At 67.9% G+C, this 17477-nt stretch carries 18 protein-coding genes; 15 read left to right on the top strand and 3 right to left on the bottom strand.

Features of this window, described 5'->3' with window-relative positions; translation table 11 throughout:
• The first annotated feature begins 67 nt into the window (after positions 1 to 67).
• From POR01S_RS14655 to POR01S_RS14630, 6 genes are read left to right on the top strand one after another with little or no spacing between them, the layout of a single operon-like run.
• Positions 68 to 946: an energy transducer TonB gene (locus POR01S_RS14655; RefSeq protein WP_042136680.1), complete on the top strand. Its 879-nt coding sequence runs from the start codon at positions 68 to 70 to the stop codon at positions 944 to 946.
• Between the two features lie 55 nt (positions 947 to 1001).
• Positions 1002 to 1571 carry a YqgE/AlgH family protein gene (locus POR01S_RS14650; RefSeq protein ID WP_027598878.1) on the top strand — a complete coding sequence of 190 codons (570 nt, stop codon included), beginning with the start codon at positions 1002 to 1004 and terminating at the stop codon, positions 1569 to 1571.
• Positions 1568 to 2020 carry a Holliday junction resolvase RuvX gene (gene ruvX, locus POR01S_RS14645; RefSeq protein WP_042136678.1) on the top strand — a complete coding sequence of 151 codons (453 nt, stop codon included), beginning with the start codon at positions 1568 to 1570 and terminating at the stop codon, positions 2018 to 2020. The genes POR01S_RS14650 and ruvX overlap by 4 nt, the downstream gene beginning before the upstream one ends.
• Positions 2021 to 2022: 2 nt before the next feature.
• Positions 2023 to 2532, top strand: a complete 510-nt coding sequence (gene pyrR / locus POR01S_RS14640) for a bifunctional pyr operon transcriptional regulator/uracil phosphoribosyltransferase PyrR (RefSeq protein WP_042136676.1) — start codon at positions 2023 to 2025, stop codon at positions 2530 to 2532.
• A gap of 15 nt (positions 2533 to 2547) precedes the next feature.
• A complete protein-coding gene (locus tag POR01S_RS14635; protein ID WP_007161673.1) occupies positions 2548 to 3546 on the top strand; it encodes an aspartate carbamoyltransferase catalytic subunit in 999 nt (332 codons plus the stop codon).
• Positions 3543 to 4820, top strand: a complete 1278-nt coding sequence (locus POR01S_RS14630; RefSeq protein WP_042136674.1) for a dihydroorotase — start codon at positions 3543 to 3545, stop codon at positions 4818 to 4820. Before POR01S_RS14635 ends, POR01S_RS14630 begins: the two co-directional genes overlap by 4 nt.
• Before the next feature lie 50 nt (positions 4821 to 4870).
• On the opposite strand, the gene POR01S_RS14625 is transcribed toward POR01S_RS14630, so the two are convergent.
• Positions 4871 to 5275, bottom strand: a complete 405-nt coding sequence (locus tag POR01S_RS14625) for an NINE protein (RefSeq protein WP_007161671.1) — start codon at positions 5273 to 5275, stop codon at positions 4871 to 4873.
• A gap of 281 nt (positions 5276 to 5556) precedes the next feature.
• On the opposite strand from POR01S_RS14625, the gene POR01S_RS14620 reads away from it, so the two are divergent.
• The 3 genes from POR01S_RS14620 to POR01S_RS14610 all read left to right on the top strand — a co-directional run bounded on the left by POR01S_RS14620 (position 5557) and on the right by POR01S_RS14610 (position 9057).
• Complete coding sequence (locus tag POR01S_RS14620) at positions 5557 to 6264, top strand: C40 family peptidase (protein WP_027602932.1); 708 nt, start codon at positions 5557 to 5559, stop codon at positions 6262 to 6264.
• 132 nt (positions 6265 to 6396) lie between these two features.
• On the top strand, positions 6397 to 7608 hold the full coding sequence (locus POR01S_RS14615; RefSeq protein WP_027602931.1) for a putative DNA modification/repair radical SAM protein: 1212 nt from the start codon (positions 6397 to 6399) through the stop codon (positions 7606 to 7608).
• A complete protein-coding gene (locus POR01S_RS14610) occupies positions 7609 to 9057 on the top strand; it encodes a UdgX family uracil-DNA binding protein (RefSeq protein WP_042136670.1) in 1449 nt (482 codons plus the stop codon). It abuts the gene before it with no gap.
• Here the strand turns inward: POR01S_RS14610 and POR01S_RS14605 are convergent.
• Both POR01S_RS14605 and pilT read right to left on the bottom strand, forming a co-directional pair.
• Positions 9054 to 10196 (bottom strand): PilT/PilU family type 4a pilus ATPase, encoded by a 1143-nt coding sequence (locus tag POR01S_RS14605; protein ID WP_007161667.1) that lies wholly within the window; start codon positions 10194 to 10196, stop codon positions 9054 to 9056. The two genes, POR01S_RS14610 and POR01S_RS14605, sit on opposite strands and share 4 nt — an antisense overlap.
• On the bottom strand, positions 10196 to 11230 hold the full coding sequence (gene pilT / locus POR01S_RS14600) for a type IV pilus twitching motility protein PilT (protein WP_007161666.1): 1035 nt from the start codon (positions 11228 to 11230) through the stop codon (positions 10196 to 10198). The genes POR01S_RS14605 and pilT overlap by 1 nt, the downstream gene beginning before the upstream one ends.
• Positions 11231 to 11356: 126 nt before the next feature.
• Between pilT and POR01S_RS14595 the strand changes: the two genes are divergently transcribed.
• The 6 genes from POR01S_RS14595 (at position 11357) to metW (ending at position 17433) form a co-directional block, all read left to right on the top strand.
• Positions 11357 to 12052: a YggS family pyridoxal phosphate-dependent enzyme gene (locus tag POR01S_RS14595; protein WP_027598884.1), complete on the top strand. Its 696-nt coding sequence runs from the start codon at positions 11357 to 11359 to the stop codon at positions 12050 to 12052.
• A gap of 9 nt (positions 12053 to 12061) precedes the next feature.
• A complete protein-coding gene (gene proC / locus POR01S_RS14590) occupies positions 12062 to 12880 on the top strand; it encodes a pyrroline-5-carboxylate reductase (protein ID WP_027602928.1) in 819 nt (272 codons plus the stop codon).
• Positions 12881 to 12889: 9 nt separating this feature from the next.
• Entirely contained in the window at positions 12890 to 13483 is a 594-nt protein-coding gene (locus tag POR01S_RS14585) for a YggT family protein (protein WP_007161663.1), read from the top strand.
• Positions 13484 to 13600: 117 nt separating this feature from the next.
• Positions 13601 to 15559: a dynamin family protein gene (locus tag POR01S_RS14580; protein WP_027598886.1), complete on the top strand. Its 1959-nt coding sequence runs from the start codon at positions 13601 to 13603 to the stop codon at positions 15557 to 15559.
• A 108-nt stretch (positions 15560 to 15667) separates the two neighbouring features.
• Positions 15668 to 16807, top strand: a complete 1140-nt coding sequence (gene metX / locus POR01S_RS14575; RefSeq protein ID WP_007161661.1) for a homoserine O-succinyltransferase MetX — start codon at positions 15668 to 15670, stop codon at positions 16805 to 16807.
• Positions 16808 to 16812: 5 nt separating this feature from the next.
• Entirely contained in the window at positions 16813 to 17433 is a 621-nt protein-coding gene (gene metW / locus POR01S_RS14570) for a methionine biosynthesis protein MetW (protein ID WP_007161660.1), read from the top strand.
• The last annotated feature ends 44 nt before the right edge of the window (positions 17434 to 17477 follow it).

Raw genomic sequence — 17477 nt, 5'->3', positions numbered from 1 at the left:
CCGCGGACACAATCCGCAGACTGGCGCCAGCCCTGCCGCGCGTCCTCTGCCCTTGCCGACCCAGTCAATGCCCAGCACCGCCTCCTCCCCCGCCAGCCAGGTTCGTCCCGCCGACCGCCTGGGCTTCACGCTGCTCATCGCGACCCTGCTGCACGTCGTGCTGATTCTCGGCGTCGGCTTTTCGCTGCCCGAGCCCACCCAGATCAGCCGCACCCTGGAGGTGACGCTGGCCAGCTTCAAGAGTGACGAGGCGCCCAAGCAGGCCGACTTCCTCGCCCAGGAGAACCAGCAGGGCAGCGGCACCCTGGACAAGGCGGCGGCCCCGAGCACCCCGGTGCAGGCGCCCTTCCACGACAGCGAGATCCGCCAGGCCGCGCACCCAGCCCGCCCGCCCGCAGCGGATCGCGCCCAGGCACCCAAGGCGGCGGTGACCACCCGCGCCGCGCGGCCGACCAAGGCCGAACCCAGTCGCGAGACGCCCGAACGGGAGCAGCGCGATGCGCCGAGTCCCGAGTCCGACAGCCAGGCCGCCGAACTCGCCAGTCTGGAGGCCCAGCTCGCCGAAGAGCGCCAGCAATACGCCAAGCGGCCGAAGATCTGGCGGATCAACGCCGCCTCGACGCAAAAGGACAAGGGCGCCCGCTACAAGGAAGAATGGCGGCGCAAGATCGAGCGCATCGGCAATCTCAACTACCCCGAACAGGCCAAGCGCGACCGCCTCTACGGCAGCCTGCGCCTGCTGGTGTCCATCAACAAGGACGGCTCGCTCTACGAGGTCCAGGTGCTGGAGTCCTCGGGGCGCCAGGTACTCGATCAGGCGGCGCTGCGCATCGTCCGGCTGGCGGCGCCCTTCGCCCCCTTCAGCGGCGACCTGGCCGACATCGACCGCCTGGAGATCATCCGCACCTGGCGCTTCGAGCGTGGCGACCGCCTGTCCAGTCAATAGCCCGGGACGCCGTTGGACTTGAAGCCGGACCGCGCAACCGGGAAACTTGCCGGTCATGAAGCCGACCTCCAGCACCACCCTACAGCACCAGCTCCTGATCGCCATGCCGCAGATGGACGATCCCAATTTCGCCGAGACGGTGATCTACCTCGTCGACCATGGCCCGGACGGCGCCATGGGCCTGGTGATCAACCGGCCCAATGGCCTGCACCTGGACGACCTGCTCGAACAGCTGCGTCCGGACATACCGGCCACCCCGGAAGACACCCGAGTGGCGCTCTATGCCGGCGGTCCGGTGCAGACCGATCGCGGCTTCGTCCTGCATGACGCCGGCCCGGTGTTCCAGAACACCCTGGAACTCGAAGAACTGAGCCTGACCACCTCGCCGGACGTGCTCTTCGCCCTCTCCGACGGCACCGGTCCGAGCCGCCACCTGATCACCCTGGGCTACAGCGGCTGGGGGCCCGGCCAACTGGAAGAAGAACTCGCCGCCAATCTCTGGCTCACCACCCCGGCCACCAGCGCCCTGCTGTTCGAGACGCCGAGCGAGCAGCGCCTCGGCGCGGCCGCCGCCCTGCTGGGGGTCGACCTGCGCCTGCTCTCGCGCCAGGCGGGCCACGCATGAGCGCGCCCAGCGGGCTCTACCTGGGCTTCGACTACGGCACCCGGCAGATCGGCGTCGCCGTCGGCCAGGCCGTGACCGGTCAGGCCCGCGAACTGCTCACCCTCAAGGCGCAGAACGGCGTACCCGACTGGCAGCAGATCCAGCGGCTGCTGGACGAGTGGCGGCCCACCGCCCTGGTGGTCGGCCTGCCGCTGAACATGGACGGCACCTCCAGCGAGATGAGCGAGCGCGCCGAACGCTTCGCACGCCGCCTGCACGGCCGCTACGGCTTGCCCGTGCATACCCATGACGAGCGCCTCACCACCTATGCCGCCAAGGGCGAGCGCCTGCAGGGCGGTCAGCGCGACGGCTATCGCGAGCGCCCGGTGGATGCCCTTGCCGCCGCCCTTCTCCTGGAAGGCTGGCTGACCCAACAACTGGAACGGGCCGCGCGCCCGCAATCGGAGTAGCCATGCATCTGCCCTCTCCCGCCGAGCTCCTGCCGCGGCTGGCCGCCGACCTGCGCCTGTCGCTGAATCGTCGTGGCATCACCGACCCCGGCTTCGTCGGCATCCATACCGGCGGCCTCTGGGTCGCCGAGGCCCTGCTGGCCGAACTCGGCCTGGACACCCCGCTGGGCAGCCTGGACGTCTCCTTCTACCGCGACGACTTCACTCAGAAGGGCCTGCACCCCCAGGTGCGCCCCTCGGCCCTACCGTTCGAGATCGACGGGCGCCACCTGGTGCTGGTGGACGACGTGCTGATGAGTGGCCGCACCGTGCGTGCGGCGCTCAACGAACTCTTCGACTATGGCCGTCCCGCCAGTGTGACCCTGGTCTGCCTGCTGGACGTCAATGCCCGCGAATTGCCGATCCAGCCTGACGTGGTGGGCGCCACCCTGACCCTGGCCCCCACCCAGCGCGTCAAGCTGACCGGCCCCTCGCCGCTCGCCCTCGAATACCGCGACGTCCCCGCCGCCTGACCTGGATCTGCCGCCATGACCGACGCTACGCGTTCGCTGCAACTCAACGCCCAGGGCCAATTGCGCCACTTCCTGTCACTCGACGACCTGCCCGCCGAACTCCTCACCGAATTGCTCGACACCGCCGACTCCTTTCTCGAGGTCGGTGCCCGGGCGGTGAAAAAGGTGCCGTTGCTGCGCGGCAAGACCGTGTGCAACGTCTTCTTCGAAAATTCGACCCGCACCCGCACCACCTTCGAACTGGCGGCCAAGCGGCTGTCGGCGGACGTCATCACCCTCAACGTCTCCACCTCCTCCACCAGCAAGGGCGAGACGCTGTTCGACACCCTGCGCAATCTGGAAGCCATGGCTGCCGACATGTTCGTGGTGCGCCACGCCGACTCCGGCGCCGCCCACTTCATCGCCGAACACGTCTGTCCCGATGTGGCCATCATCAACGGCGGCGACGGCCGCCATGCGCACCCCACCCAGGGCATGCTCGACATGCTGACCATTCGCCGCCACAAGGGCGATTTCGCCAACCTGTCGGTGGCCATAGTCGGCGACATCCTGCATTCGCGGGTCGCCCGCTCCGACATGCTGGCGCTGCGCACCCTGGGTTGCCGCGACATCCGCGTGATCGCCCCGCGCACCCTGCTGCCGGTCGGCCTCGAAGAACTCTATGGCGTACGCACCTTCACCGACCTGGCCGAGGGCCTGGACGGCGTGGACGTGGTGATCATGCTGCGCCTGCAACGCGAGCGCATGCAGGGCGGCCTCTTGCCCAGCGAAGGCGAGTACTACCGGCTGTTCGGCCTGACCCGCCAGCGCCTGGCGCGCGCCAAGCCCGATGCCATCGTCATGCACCCCGGGCCGATCAACCGGGGCGTCGAAATCGAATCCGCGGTCGCCGATGGCGAGCAGTCGGTCATCCTCAACCAGGTCACCTACGGCATCGCGGTCCGCATGGCGGTTTTGTCGATGACCATGAGCGGGCAGACGGCCCAGCGTCAGCTACAGGAGAATGCGCAGTGAGCCTGAGCATCCGCAATGCCCGGGTGATCGACCCGGCCACCGGTCTCGACCAGATCGGCGACGTCCATGTCGACCAGGGTCGCATCCTCGCCCTCGGCGAGGCGCCTCAGGGCTTCCAGGCCGACGAGCAGCTGGACGCCAGCGGCCTGATCCTGGCGCCCGGCCTGGTCGATCTGGATGTCGCCCTGTGCGAACCGGGCCTGACCCGCAAGGGCAACGTCGACAGCGAGACCCGCGCCGCCGCGGCCGGTGGCGTCACCAGCCTCTGCTGCCCGCCCACCACCCGTCCGGTGCTGGACACCACGGCGGTGGCCGAACTCATCCTCGACCGGGCGCGCACCGCCGATCACGCCCGCGTCCATCCCATCGGCGCCCTGACCAAGGGCCTGGGCGGAGAACAGCTGGCCGAACTGATGGCCCTGCGCGATGCCGGTTGCGTGGCCTTCACCAATGGCCTGCAGCCCTTCGAGAATCTGCGGGTGCAGCGGCGGGCGCTGGAATACGCCGCCACCTTCGACCTCACCGTGGTCTTTACCGCCCTGGACGCCGATCTGGCCCACGGCGGCCTGGCCCACGAAGGGCCCACCGCCAGCTTCCTGGGTCTCACCGGCATCCCGGAGACCGCGGAGACCATCGCCCTGTCCCGCGACCTGCTGCTGGTGGAACAGAGTGGCGTGCGCGCCCACTTCGGGCAGCTGACCAGTGCCCGCGCGGTGGAGATGATCGCCGCCGCCCAGGCGCGCGGCCTGCCGGTGACCGCCGATGTGGCGCTCTACCAGTTGCTGCTCACCGACGAGGCCCTGCAGGGCTTTTCCAGTCTCTATCACGTCAAGCCGCCGCTGCGCACCGCGCGCGATCGCGACGCCCTGCGCGCCGGGGTACGGGACGGGGTGATCGGCGCCATCTCCAGCCATCACCAGCCCCACGAGGCGGACGCCAAGCTGGCGCCCTTCGCCGCCACCGAGCCGGGCATCAGCAGCGTCGAATTGCTGCTGCCCCTGGCCCTGACCCTGGTGGACGATGGCCTGCTGGATCTGCCGACCCTGCTGGCCCGCCTCACCAGCGGCCCGGCCCAGGCCCTGCGCCTGGCGGCGGGCCGCCTGGCCAAGGGCCTGCCGGCGGACCTGGTGCTGTTCGCCCAGCAGCCGACCGCCCAGGCCGCCACGCCCTGGCTGTCCCGTGGGCGCAACTGCCCCTTCCAGGGCCTCACCCTGGGGGGACGCATCGAACGCACCCTGGTGGGTGGCCGCACCACCTACCGCCGTGACGCCTGAATAGAAGAAGGGGCTCCATGGAGCCCCTTCTTCTTGCCATCCAGCCGACGCTAGCGTACCAGCCGCCGGCGATTCTCTTCGGAGATCTGCGAATTGAGCGTCCAGAAGTCGTAGAGCACGCCCAGTAGGAAGAAACCCGCCGTAAAGAAATAGAGGATGGCGGTGATCCACTTGCCCAGGTAGAGGCGGTGCACGCCGAAGATGCCGAGAAAGGTCAGCAGGATCCAGCCCAGGCTGTAGTTGAGCGAACCGGACTGGAAGCGCAGGTCCGCCTCGCGATCCATGGCCGGGATCAGGAAGAGGTCGATCAGCCAGCCGATGCCCAGCAGGCCCAGGGTGCAGAACCAGATCGTGCCGGTGACCGGCTTGCCATAGTAGAAGCGGTGGGCGCCGAGAAAGCCGAAGATCCACAGCAGATAGCCCATGACCTTGCTGTGGGTGTCCTGATACCGCATGCCTACTACCTCGCGACTGAAGGAAAAGACCCGCCTTACCTACACCCTTACCTTCACCGTGACTTTATGTCGAAAACTGGATGAATGCCCAGGGAGTCTCACTGGCTGGCGCTCAAGGGACCTCACTTTCCGCTAAAAATTACATAATTTCTTGATGAGAGGTGCACAAAATATCCACAGGGTTGGTATAGAATCCCTCGCTTCGATCTTCAGACACCCCTACGACAATGCGTCTATTTCTTCTGACATGGCTCTCCGCCTGTCTTGTACTGCCCGCGGCAGTGCAAGCGAAAGAGAACTCTGCAGCGCGCACTGCCGCTCCGGTCCACAAGGTCGCAGCCCGGCATGTCACCGCCGCCTCAGCTCCCAAGACCGCCCGGCACGCCGCCGCTGCTCCCGCGCCCAAGGCCGCCGCTCGCCACGTCGCCAGCGTCGACCGTGCCCAGGCAGCCTCCGCGGCCCGCGCCAAGCGCGCCGCCCGTGCGACCAGCGCCCTGCACCGCAAACAGGCCACCGCCCAGGCCGCCACCCGCAACGTCGGCGCTCAGGTGGCGACCCGCGCCATGGACCTGGTCGGCACGCCCTATCGCTTCGGCGGTACCAATCCGCAGAACGGTCTGGATTGCAGCGGCCTGGTCAACTACGTCTATCGCGACGTGCACAACGTCAAGCTGCCGCGTACTTCCCGGGAGCTGGCCCAGCTCAAGGGACCCAAGGTCGCCCGTGGCGATCTCAAGGCCGGCGACCTGGTGTTCTTCAAGACCGGTCAGCGCAGCGGTATCGATCACGTCGCCATCTACCTAGGCAACGATAGATTCGTCCATGCCCCGCGCAGTGGCGAGAGCGTGCGCGTCGATCACCTGAGCAAGCCCTACTGGACCAAGCGCTTCGCCTCGGCCAAGCGCGTGCTGCAGCAGCCCACCACTCTGGCGGCGGAAGCCGATCCCGTCGCGGACAAGCCGCGTACCAAGCGTACCCGCAAGTCCTGATCCCTCCCCCTCGCTCCGCCGGGCACTACCGCCCGGCGGAGTGTCGCTCCACTCGGCGCCGCCCGGCGCAAAGCCATTGAACGACGCTCCGCTTCCTGGATACTGTATGCAATCACAGTCCAGGAGATCTCGATGGAGCTCGCCGACAAGCTGATCATTCTCGCCGATGCCGCCAAGTACGACGTGTCCTGCGCCAGCAGCGGCGCGCCCAAACGCAGCTCGAAGGGCAAGGACGGCCTGGGCTCGACCGATGGCATGGGCATCTGCCACAGCTTCACCCCGGATGGGCGTTGCGTGGCGTTGCTCAAGGTGCTGCTGACCAACTTCTGCCAGTACGACTGCCAGTACTGCGTCAATCGCCGCAGCAGCAACGTGCCGCGGGCGCGCTTCACGCCCGAGGAAGTGGTGCAGCTGACCCTCGACTTCTATCGGCGCAATGTCATCAGCGGGCTGTTCCTCAGCTCCGGCATCATCCGCTCCTCCAACTACACCATGGAGCAGATGACCCGGGTCGCCCAGCTGTTGCGCGAACAGCACCAGTTCCGCGGCTACATCCACCTCAAGACCATTCCCGACGCCGATCCCGAGATCATCGCCCAGGCGGGTCTCTATGCCGACCGCCTGTCGGTCAACATCGAGCTGCCCACCGAGAGCAGCCTGATCAAGCTGGCGCCGGAAAAGAACGGCAGCAGCATCCGCAAGACCATGGGCAACATCCGCCTGGGCCTGGAAGAAGCCGAGGCCGAAGCCAAGGCGCCGCGCTTCGCGCCAGCGGGCCAGAGCACCCAGATGATCGTGGGCGCCGATGCCACCGACGACCGCACCATTCTCGACACCGCCCAGACGCTGTACGGCGCCTATCGCCTCAAGCGGGTCTACTATTCGGCCTTCAGCCCCATCCCGGAAAGCCCGGGCACGGTGCCGCTGCAACCGCCGCCGCTGCTGCGCGAGCATCGCCTGTACCAGGCCGACTTCCTCATGCGTGGCTATGGCTTCCAAGCGGATGAGTTGCCCACCGAAGACGGCCAGCTGCCGCTGGACGTGGATCCCAAGCTGGCCTGGGCGCTGCACAATCGCGCCATCTTCCCGCTGGATCTCAATCGCGCCGACCAGGCGCTGATCGCCCGAGTACCCGGCATCGGCGTGCTCTCGGCCAAGCGGCTGGTGGAGCTCAGACGCGAGCGGCGCATCCGCTACGCCGACCTGATCCGCCTGAAATGCAGCGTGGAAAAGGCGCGCCCCTTCATCGTCACCCAGGACTATCGCCCGCAACCGCGCCTGGCCGAGTCCCTGGACCTGCGCCGGCAGCTCGCCGAACCGCCCGCTCAGCTCGCCCTGCTCTAGATGCAGAGAGTCGATTTCGACGGTACCTTCGCCGGCTGGCGCAAGGAGGCGCGGCGGCTGTTGCAGGCTGGTATCCCGCCGGCCCAGGTGAGCTGGCAGGAGAGTCGCGGCCTGGGCGATCTGTTCGACGAACCGGCCGAAGTCGTGGCGCCCCCGCCCAGCGGCGCCATACGCATCCCGCCGCAACTGGCCGAAGCCCTGACCTACGCCGCCTGCTTTCGCAGCGACGATCGCTGGGCGCTGCTCTACCAGGTGCTCTGGCGCGTCGCCCGCGGCGAACGGGCAGCCATGCTGGCCGGTGACGAAGACGGCAGCGAATTGCAGCGCCGGGTCAAGGCGATCCGCCGCGAGATCCACCATGTGCATGCCTTCCTGCGCTTTCGGCCGCGCGCGTCAAGCGCAGGTCCGCCGGCCTGGGTGGCCTGGCACCAGCCGGCCCACGACGTCCTGGCCCTGGCGGCGCCGCACTTCTGCGACCGCATGGGCAACAGCAGCTGGCTGATCGCGACCCCCGAAGCCGCCGCGCTCTGGGACGGTCAGGCGCTGCAACTGGTGGAGCCCTGCCCCGCCGAGCTGCAACGCCTGGCCCGACAGACGCCGGAAGACGACGACCGCAACGCTGGTGACGAACTCTGGCGCGCCTACTACCGCAGCACCTTCAATCCGGCGCGGGCCAATCCGCGCACCCTGAGGGGCAACATGCCGGCGCGTTTCTGGAAGGATCTGCCGGAAGGGCCGCTGATCCCGGCGCTGCTCAGCGAGGCGCGGGCCGGCGCCCAGCGCCTGGCCCAGGCCGAGGCCGTAGGTCGCCAGAGCGGTCGCGAGGTGCTGATCGCGGCCGAGCGTGCCCAGCCCGAACGCCCGCTGCCCACCACCCTCGACGAGTGCCGTCGCTGCGAACTCTGGGAAAAGGCCACCCAGCCGGTGGCCGGCGAAGGCCCGCGCACCGCGCGCATCCTGCTGTTGGGCGAACAGCCCGGCGATCAGGAGGACCTGGCGGGCCGGCCCTTCGTCGGCCCGGCCGGGCAGGTGCTGATGGCGGCGCTGGCCGAAGCCGGCCTCGAGCGCAGCGAGGTGTTCCTCACCAATGCGGTCAAGCACTTCAAGTGGATTCCCCAGGGCAGAAGACGCAAGCACGTCACCCCGGGACCGGAGATTGCCCCCTGCCGCTACTGGCTGGAGCAGGAATTGCGCGACATCCAGCCGACAGTCGTGGTGGTCCTGGGCTCGACCGCCCTGGAAGCCCTGCTCAAGCGCAAGCCGAGGGGTCTGGCGCAATTCATGGGACGGCCCCTGCGACTGGACGAGCGCTGGATCATCGCCACCTATCACCCCTCCTACATCCTGCGCACCCCGGATGCCGAGCAGCAGGACCAGGCGCGCCAGGCCCTGGTCGCCGCCCTGCGCGAGGCCAGGGCCCTGGCGGCCGGCAGCACAGCCGAAGGCTAGCGGAAGCGCTTGGGCGGCTCGTCGCCCATGTCCACCGAGAGGTTGCGGGTGATCTGATTGAGGTGATCGGCATCCGTTTCCGAACCCAGCTTGATCATCAGGCGCAGGTCGTTGGCGGAGTCGGCGTGGGCCAGGGCGGCCTCGTAGGTGATCTCGCCATCACGATAGAGCCCGTAGAGCGACTGGTCGAAGGTCTGCATGCCCAGCTCGCCGGACTTCTTCATCAGCGCCTTGAGCTCGTGCACCTCGCCCTTGCGGATCAGGTCGGCGACCAGCGGGGTGTTGAGCAGCACCTCGATCACCGCACGGCGGCCCTGGCCATCAATGGTGGGCACCAGTTGCTGGGCGACGATGCCCTTGAGATTGAGCGAGAGGTCCATCCAGGTCTGGCTGTGCCGATCGGCCGGGAAGAAGTGGATGATGCGGTCCAGCGCCTGGTTGGCGTTGTTGGCGTGCAGGGTGGCCAGGCACAGGTGGCCGGTCTCGGCGAAGGCCAGGGCGTGCTCCATGGTGTCCCGGCTGCGGATCTCGCCGATCATGATGACGTCCGGCGCCTGACGCAGGGTGTTCTTCAGCGCCACCTCGAAGGACTCGGTGTCGATGCCCACCTCGCGCTGGGTAACGATGCAGCCCTGGTGCTGGTGGATGTACTCGATGGGGTCCTCGATGGAGATGATGTGCCCCGCCGAGTTCTTGTTGCGGTGGCCGATCATGGCCGCCAGCGAGGTGGACTTGCCGGTGCCGGTGGCGCCGACGAAGATCACCAGGCCGCGCTTGGTCATGGCCAGCTTCTTGATGATCTCCGGCAGGCGCAGCTGCTCGACGGTGGGGATATTGACCTCGATGCGGCGCAGCACCATGCCCACCAGGTTGCGCTGGTAGAAGGCGCTGACCCGGAAGCGGCCGATGCCGCGGGCGCTGATGGCGAAGTTGCACTCGCGCTTCTGCTGGAATTCCTGCCGCTGCTCGTCGTTCATCACCCCCAGCACCAGGGCCCGGCACTGCTCGGGCGTGAGCGAGTCCTTGGTGACCGGCGTCATGCGCCCGTTGATCTTCATCGAAGGGGGCACGCCGGTGGTGATGAAGAGGTCGGACGCCCCCTTGTCCACCATCAGTTGCAGGAACCTGTCGAAATCCATCAGAAGTTCTCCGGCGTCTTGGCCTTCTCGCGGGCCGCGTCGCGGCTGATCAGGCCCTTGGCCAGGAGCGCCTTGAGGCACATGTCCAGGGTCTGCATGCCCAGGCCGCCACCGGTCTGGATCGAGGAATACATCTGCGCCACCTTGTCCTCGCGGATCAGGTTACGGATGGCCGGCGTGCCGATCATGATCTCGTGGGCCGCTACCCGGCCGCCGCCGACCTTCTTGAGCAGGGTCTGGGAAACCACCGCCTGCAGGGATTCGGACAACATGGAACGCACCATCGACTTCTCTTCCGCCGGAAAGACGTCCACCACCCGATCGATGGTCTTGGCCGCCGAGGTGGTGTGCAGGGTGCCGAACACCAGGTGCCCGGTCTCGGCCGCGGTCAGCGCCAGGCGGATGGTCTCCAGGTCGCGCAGCTCGCCCACCAGGATGATGTCCGGGTCTTCGCGCAGGGCCGAGCGCAGGGCCTCGGAGAAGCCCAGGGTGTCGCGGTGCACCTCGCGCTGGTTGACCAGGCACTTCTTGGATTCGTGGACGAATTCGATGGGATCCTCGATGGTGAGGATGTGGTGGTACTTGGTGTTGTTGAGGTAGTCGAGCATGGCCGCCAGGGTGGTGGACTTGCCCGAGCCGGTCGGCCCGGTCACCAGTACCAGGCCGCGCGGGACGTCGGTGATCTTCTTGAACACCTCGCCCATGCCGAGCTCTTCCATGCTCAGCACCTTGGATGGAATGGTCCGGAACACCGCGCCGGCACCGCGATTCTGGTTGAAGGCGTTGACCCGGAAGCGCGCCACACCCGGCACCTCGAAGGAGAAGTCGGTCTCCAGGAATTCCTCGAAGTCCTTGCGCTGCTTGTCGTTCATGATGTCGTAGATCAGCGCGTGCACCTGCTTGTGCTCGAAGGCCGGCAGGTTGATGCGGCGCACGTCGCCGTCGACGCGGATCATCGGCGGCAGGCCGGCGGACAGGTGCAGGTCGGAGGCGCCTTGCCGCGCGGAAAAGGCCAGCAATTCGGTGATATCCATGGGACTCCCAGATGTCGAGCAAGCAGGTAGAATGCCGCGCAGCACTGGCGGTCTGACCTGGTCACCGCCACTCACTCATCCGGTACGCCGAGGCCTGCCGGATGCGCCGACGCAAGCAGGGGCTGAATGTCCACGATAGCCGAGAATAGCGCAACCGTACTCGAACGCATCGCCGCCGCCAGCCGGACGGCAGGCCGCGATCCCGCGACTGTCGGCCTCCTGGCGGTGAGCAAGACCAAGCCCGCCGCCGCCTTGCGCGAGGCCGCCGTTGCCGGTCTGCGCGACTTTGGCGAGAACTATCTGCAGGAGGCGCTGGACAAGCAGCCGGCGCTGGCCGACCTGCCCCTGGTGTGGCATTTCATCGGCCCTATCCAGTCCAACAAGACCCGCGCCATCGCCAGCCATTTCGACTGGGTGCATTCGGTGGATCGCCTGAAGATCGCCCAGCGCCTGGCCGAGCAGCGCCCGCCCGAGCGCGGTCCGCTGAACATCTGCCTGCAGGTCAACGTCAGCGGCGAAGCCAGCAAGTCCGGCTGCCACCCCGACGAGCTGCCGGCCCTGGCCGCCGCGGTCAGCCGGTTGCCCAACCTGCGCCTGCGTGGCCTGATGGCCATCCCCGAACCCACCGACGACCCGGCCAGCCAGCGCGCCGCCTTCGCCCGGCTGCGCACCCTGAGCGAAGCCCTGAACCTGGGCCTGGACACCCTGTCCATGGGCATGAGCCAGGATCTGGAAGCCGCCATCGCCGAGGGCGCCACCTGGGTCCGCGTCGGTACCGCCCTCTTTGGCGCCCGCGACTACGGCGCCGCCTCTTCAACCTAGGAAGTCTCGATGAACGACACCCGCATCGCCTTCATCGGCGCCGGCAACATGGCCGGCGCCATCATCGGCGGCCTGCTCGCCCAGGGCGTGCCGGCCCGGCAGCTGAGCGCCAGCAATCGCAATCCGGCCAAGCGCGAAGCCCTGGCCCGGGAGCACGGCATCCGCGTCGAGGCCAGCAACAGCGCCGTGCTCGCCGACGCCGACGTGGTGGTGCTGGGGGTGAAGCCCCAGGTCATGGGCGAGGTCTGCCAGGAACTGGCCCCCCATCTGCGTCCGGACCAGCTGATCGTCTCGGTCGCCGCCGGCATCACCTGCGCCAGCCTGACCCGCTGGCTGGGCCCGCGCGCGCTGGTGCGCTGCATGCCGAACGTGCCCTCGCAGCTGCGCCTGGGCGCCAGCGGCCTGTTCGCCAATGACCAGGTCAGCGCCGAGCAGCGCGCCCGTGCCCAGGAGATCCTCGCCGCGGTCGGCCTGGCCCTGTGGGTCGAGGAAGAACAGCAGCTGGACGCGGTCACCGCCGTCTCCGGCAGCGGCCCGGCCTATTTCTTCCTGCTGATGGAAGCCATGACCCAGGCCGGCACCAAGCTCGGCCTGCCGGCCGAGGTCGCCCAGCAACTGACCCTGCACACCGCCCGCGGCGCCGCCGCCATGGCCTGCCAGGGTGACCGCAGCCCCGAACAATTGCGTCGTTCGGTGATGTCCCCCAAGGGCACCACCGAGCGCGCCATCGAAACCTTCCAAGCCGGGGCCTTCGAGGACCTGGTGGAAGAAGCCCTCACCGCCGCGGCCGACCGGGCTGCGGAACTGGCCCAGTTGCCGGATCGATAAGGAGTATCCATGTCCGCTCTCGCGCAAGCTCTCGTCTATGTCATCCAGACCCTCGGCAGTCTCTATCTGCTGATCATCCTGCTGCGCTTCATCCTGCAGCTGGTCCGGGCCGACTTCTACAATCCGCTGTCGCAATTCACCGTGCGCGCCACCCAGCCGCTGCTCAAGCCGGTGCGACGCATCATTCCCGGCTTCGGCGGCGTCGACCTGGCGGCCCTGGTGCTGGCCGTGCTGGTCCAGCTGGCGCTGATGATGGTCGTGGTGGTGCTGCTCGGCGCCAGCATCGGCGGCCTGTTCCCCGCCCTGCTGATCTGGGCCCTGCTCGGCGTGGCCTCGCTGTTCCTCAAGGTGTTCTTCTTTGCCCTGATCGTCAGCGTCATCCTCTCCTGGGTCGCGCCCCAGACACACAATCCGGCCGCCGAACTGGTCAACCAGATCTGCGAGCCGCTGCTGGCACCCTTCCGCCGCATCCTGCCGAGCCTGGGTGGGCTGGATCTGTCGCCGATCTTCGCCTTCATCGTGATCAACCTGCTGGACCGCTTCGTCATCGGCCAGCTGGCCGCGGCCACCGGCATGCCGCAGATTCTCGCGCCCTTCCTCTGACGCACCACTCGCGCACCCGCCACGACCGCCCGCCGCGTCGTGGCGGAGGCGCCATTGACGTCCTCTGGACGCTGGGGCACCGTCCAGCCTTTGCTGTTCAGGTCAAGGAAGTCCCCTATGGAACGCCTGTTCCGCCACGTCGATGCCTATGCCGCGTGGAAAGCCGAACTCGACACCCAATTGGGCCGCTACCGCGACTGGTTGCAGCGTAATCGTCTGGCCTCCCCGGCCCTGGACGCCGCCCTGGCGACCTGCCAGAGCGAATTGCAGGCCGACGGCATCACCCTGGCCTTCGCCGGCGAGTTCTCCCGCGGCAAGACCGAACTGATCAACGCCCTCTTCTTCGCCGACTACGGCCAGCGCATGCTGCCGTCCCAGGCCGGGCGCACCACCATGTGCCCCACCGAGATCTTCTTCGACGCCGGGGCCGACGGTCCCTATCTGCAGCTGCTGCCCATCGACAGCCGCCTGGACGAACGCAGCCTGACCGCCTGGCGCAAGGCGCCCGAAGCCTGGCAGCGCTTCGCCCTGGACGACCGCCACGCGGACGCCATGGCCGCCCTGCTGGCCAAGGTCACCGAGACCCGCGAGGTGGAAACCGCCGTCGCCGTGCAACTGGGCTTCGATCCCGAGCAACTGGAACAACTCGACAGCGACGGCCTGGTCAGCATCCCGGCCTGGCGCCATGCGCTGATCAGCATCGATCATCCGCTGCTGCGCCAGGGCCTGCGCATCCTCGACACCCCCGGCCTCAACGCCCTGGGCGCCGAACCCGAGCTGACCCTGTCGCTGCTGCCCCACGCCCAGGCCGTGCTCTTTCTCATCGGTGCCGACACCGGCGTAACCGCCTCGGACCTCGCGCTCTGGGAGCAGTGCGTCAAGCCGTCCCTGGGCGATGCCCCGGAGCGACTGTTCGCGGTGATGAACAAGATCGACAGCCTCTGGGACGACCTCGGCGGCGTCGCCCATGTCGCCCAGTCGCTGGAAAACGTCCGCCAGGCCAGCGCCCGGCAACTGGCGCTACCGGCCGAGCACATCCTGCCGCTGTCGGCCAAGCAGGCCTTGCTGGGCAAGGTCCGCGGCGATCTGGAACTGCTCGCGCGCAGCCAGCTGGACAGCCTCGAACAGTTGCTCGCCGAACGCATCGTCGGCGCCCGCGAGCGCCTGCTGCAGCAGCGCATCGTGCAGCAGGCCAGTGGTCTGCTGGGTGCCAGCCGGACCCTGATCGAGCAGCGCCTGGAAGCCATTCGCGCCCAGTACGCGCAACTGGCCGACGAGGAATTGCCCGGTGCCGGCCTGGAATTGCAGACCGCGCGCACCCGCCAGGAATACGACCTCTATCACCGCCGCCTGCTGGATCTGCGCACCACCCAGAACATGCTGGCCGGGCAGCGCAAGCTGCTGACCGACCTGGTCGCGCCGGAACGCCTGGACGCCCATCTGGACACCGCGCGCCGGGAATTCCGCACCAGCCTGACCACCGTCGGCATCAACCAGTCCATCGCCCGCTTCTTCCGTGTGGTCGAGCATGACCTGCTGGCCCTGGACAACGAGGCGGACCGGGCCAACAAGGTGCTCGGCGCGGTCTACCAGCGGCACAATGTGGAGAATCCTCTACACCCCCTGGAAGCGCCGCGGCTACGCATCCGCCCCTATGTCCGCGAGCTGCGCCAGCTGCAACTCAAGACCGAGGAGGTCCAGCGCCAGGTCAAGACCCTGCTCACCGAGCAGAGCGCCCTGGCCCGCCGCTTCTTCGCCACCGTGGCCCAGGAGGTCCAGGCCCTGCAGGAAGGCGCCCATGCCCAGGTGCTGCGCTGGAACGACGGCGCCCTGACCCCGCTGGTGCAGCACACCCGCGAGCAGAAGCAGCTGCTGGAAACCAGCATGCTGGCGCTCAAGCAGCTCACCCAGCAGAACCTCAACAGCCAGGAGCAGGTGCGGCGCCTGCAGGTGCACGAGGACGTCCTGCACCGGCAGCTCAGCGAGGTCAGCGACATGCTCAAGCAGATCAGCCGGCCGGCCCCTTCCCAGCGCCACGACAACGTGGTCACCCTGCCGCTGGCGCGGGTCGGCTAGCCCCATCCGCCACCCGAGGCGCGGCCCCTGACCGCCGCGCCACGGCTGCCCTTGCCGCTCCTGGCGACGCTCTTTAGACTGGCGAGCCCCGCCCCGGACGAGCCGTCAATGCCCAGCGTCATTCCCGAAGATTCCGTCGGCCTGGTCACCCCCGAGCTGCTGCACTTCAACGAGCCCCTGGCCCTGGCCTGTGGCCGCACCCTGCCGGCCTACGACCTGATGGTCGAGACCTATGGCGAACTCAACGCCAGCCGCAGCAACGCCGTGCTGATCTGCCACGCGCTCTCCGGCCATCACCACGCGGCCGGCTATCACAGCCTCGACGACCGCAAGCCGGGCTGGTGGGACAGCTGCATCGGTCCGGGCAAGCCCATCGACACCCGCAAGTTCTTTGTCGTCGCCCTCAACAACCTCGGTGGCTGCAACGGCTCCACCGGTCCCAGCAGTCCCAATCCCGACACCGGCCGCGCCTATGGCGCGGACTTCCCGGTGCTGACCGTGGAAGACTGGGTCAACAGCCAGGCGCGGCTGGCCGATCGCCTGGGCATCGCGCAGTGGGCGGCGGTGATCGGCGGCAGCCTGGGTGGCATGCAGGCGCTGCAGTGGACCATCAGCTATCCCGAGCGCATCCGCCACTGCCTGGCCATCGCCTCGGCACCCAAGCTGTCGGCGGAAAACATCGCCTTCAACGAGGTGGCGCGCCAGGCCATCCTCTCGGACCCGGACTTCCATGCCGGGCACTTCCAGGAAAAGGGCGTGATCCCCAAGCGCGGCCTGATGCTGGCGCGCATGGTCGGCCACATCACCTACCTGTCCGACGAGGCCATGGGCGAGAAATTCGGTCGCGAACTCAAGACCGATCAGCTCAACTACGACTTCCACAGCGTCGAATTCCAGGTGGAGAGCTACCTGCGCTACCAGGGCGAGGAATTCTCCGGCCGCTTCGACGCCAACACCTACCTGCTGATGACCAAGGCGCTGGACTACTTCGATCCGGCCCACGCCCATGGCGGCGACCTGGCCAAGACCCTGGCCGGGGTGCAGGCACGCTTCCTGATCGTCTCCTTCACCACCGACTGGCGCTTCTCGCCGGCGCGCTCCAAGGAGATCGTCAACGCCCTGATGGCCGCGCGCAAGGACGTCAGCTACCTGGAGGTCGACGCCCCCCAGGGTCACGACGCCTTCCTCATCCCCATCCCGCGCTATCTGCAGGCCTTCTCCCACTACATGACCCGCATCGAGGTATAGCTGCCGTGCGCGCCGATCTGGACATCATTCAGGAATGGATCCCCGCCGGCAGCCGGGTCCTCGACCTCGGTTGCGGCACCGGCGAGTTGCTCGCCTGGCTGCGCGATCACAAGCAGGTCACCGGCTACGGCCTGGAGATCGACCCGGACAAGATCGCCGAATGCCTGCTCAAGGACGTCAACGTCATCGAGCAGGATCTCGACGGCGGCCTGGCCAACTTCGCCAGCGACAGCTTCGACGTGGTGGTCATGACCCAGTCGCTGCAGGCCATGCAGTACCCCGATCGCATCCTCCAGGAGATGCTCAGGGTCGGTCGCCAGTGCATCATCACCTTTCCCAACTTCGGTCACTGGCGCTGCCGGCTGTACCTGGGCGGCCGGGGGCGGATGCCGGTCTCCGACTTCCTGCCCTACACCTGGTACAACACGCCGAACATCCACTTCTGCACCTTCGAGGACTTCGAGCGCCTCTGCCGCGAACAGCGCGCCCAGGTGCTGGATCGCCTCGCCGTGGACCGCCTGCATCGTCATGGTTGGGCCAGCAAGCTGTGGCCCAACCTGCTCGGCGAGATCGGCATCTACCGGGTCAGCGCGCCGCGCCTGCAGGAGCATCGCGTCGCGATATGACGTAAGGCACGGGGGGCGCATCCAGCCCGGGCACGGCTTCGCGT

Origin of the sequence: Pseudomonas oryzihabitans NBRC 102199 (genome assembly GCF_000730625.1) — a bacterium.
Lineage (GTDB): Bacteria > Pseudomonadota > Gammaproteobacteria > Pseudomonadales > Pseudomonadaceae > Chryseomonas > Chryseomonas oryzihabitans.
The sequence above is the reverse complement of the archived record's forward strand: the minus strand, read 5'-3'. Positions and strand labels throughout refer to the sequence as shown.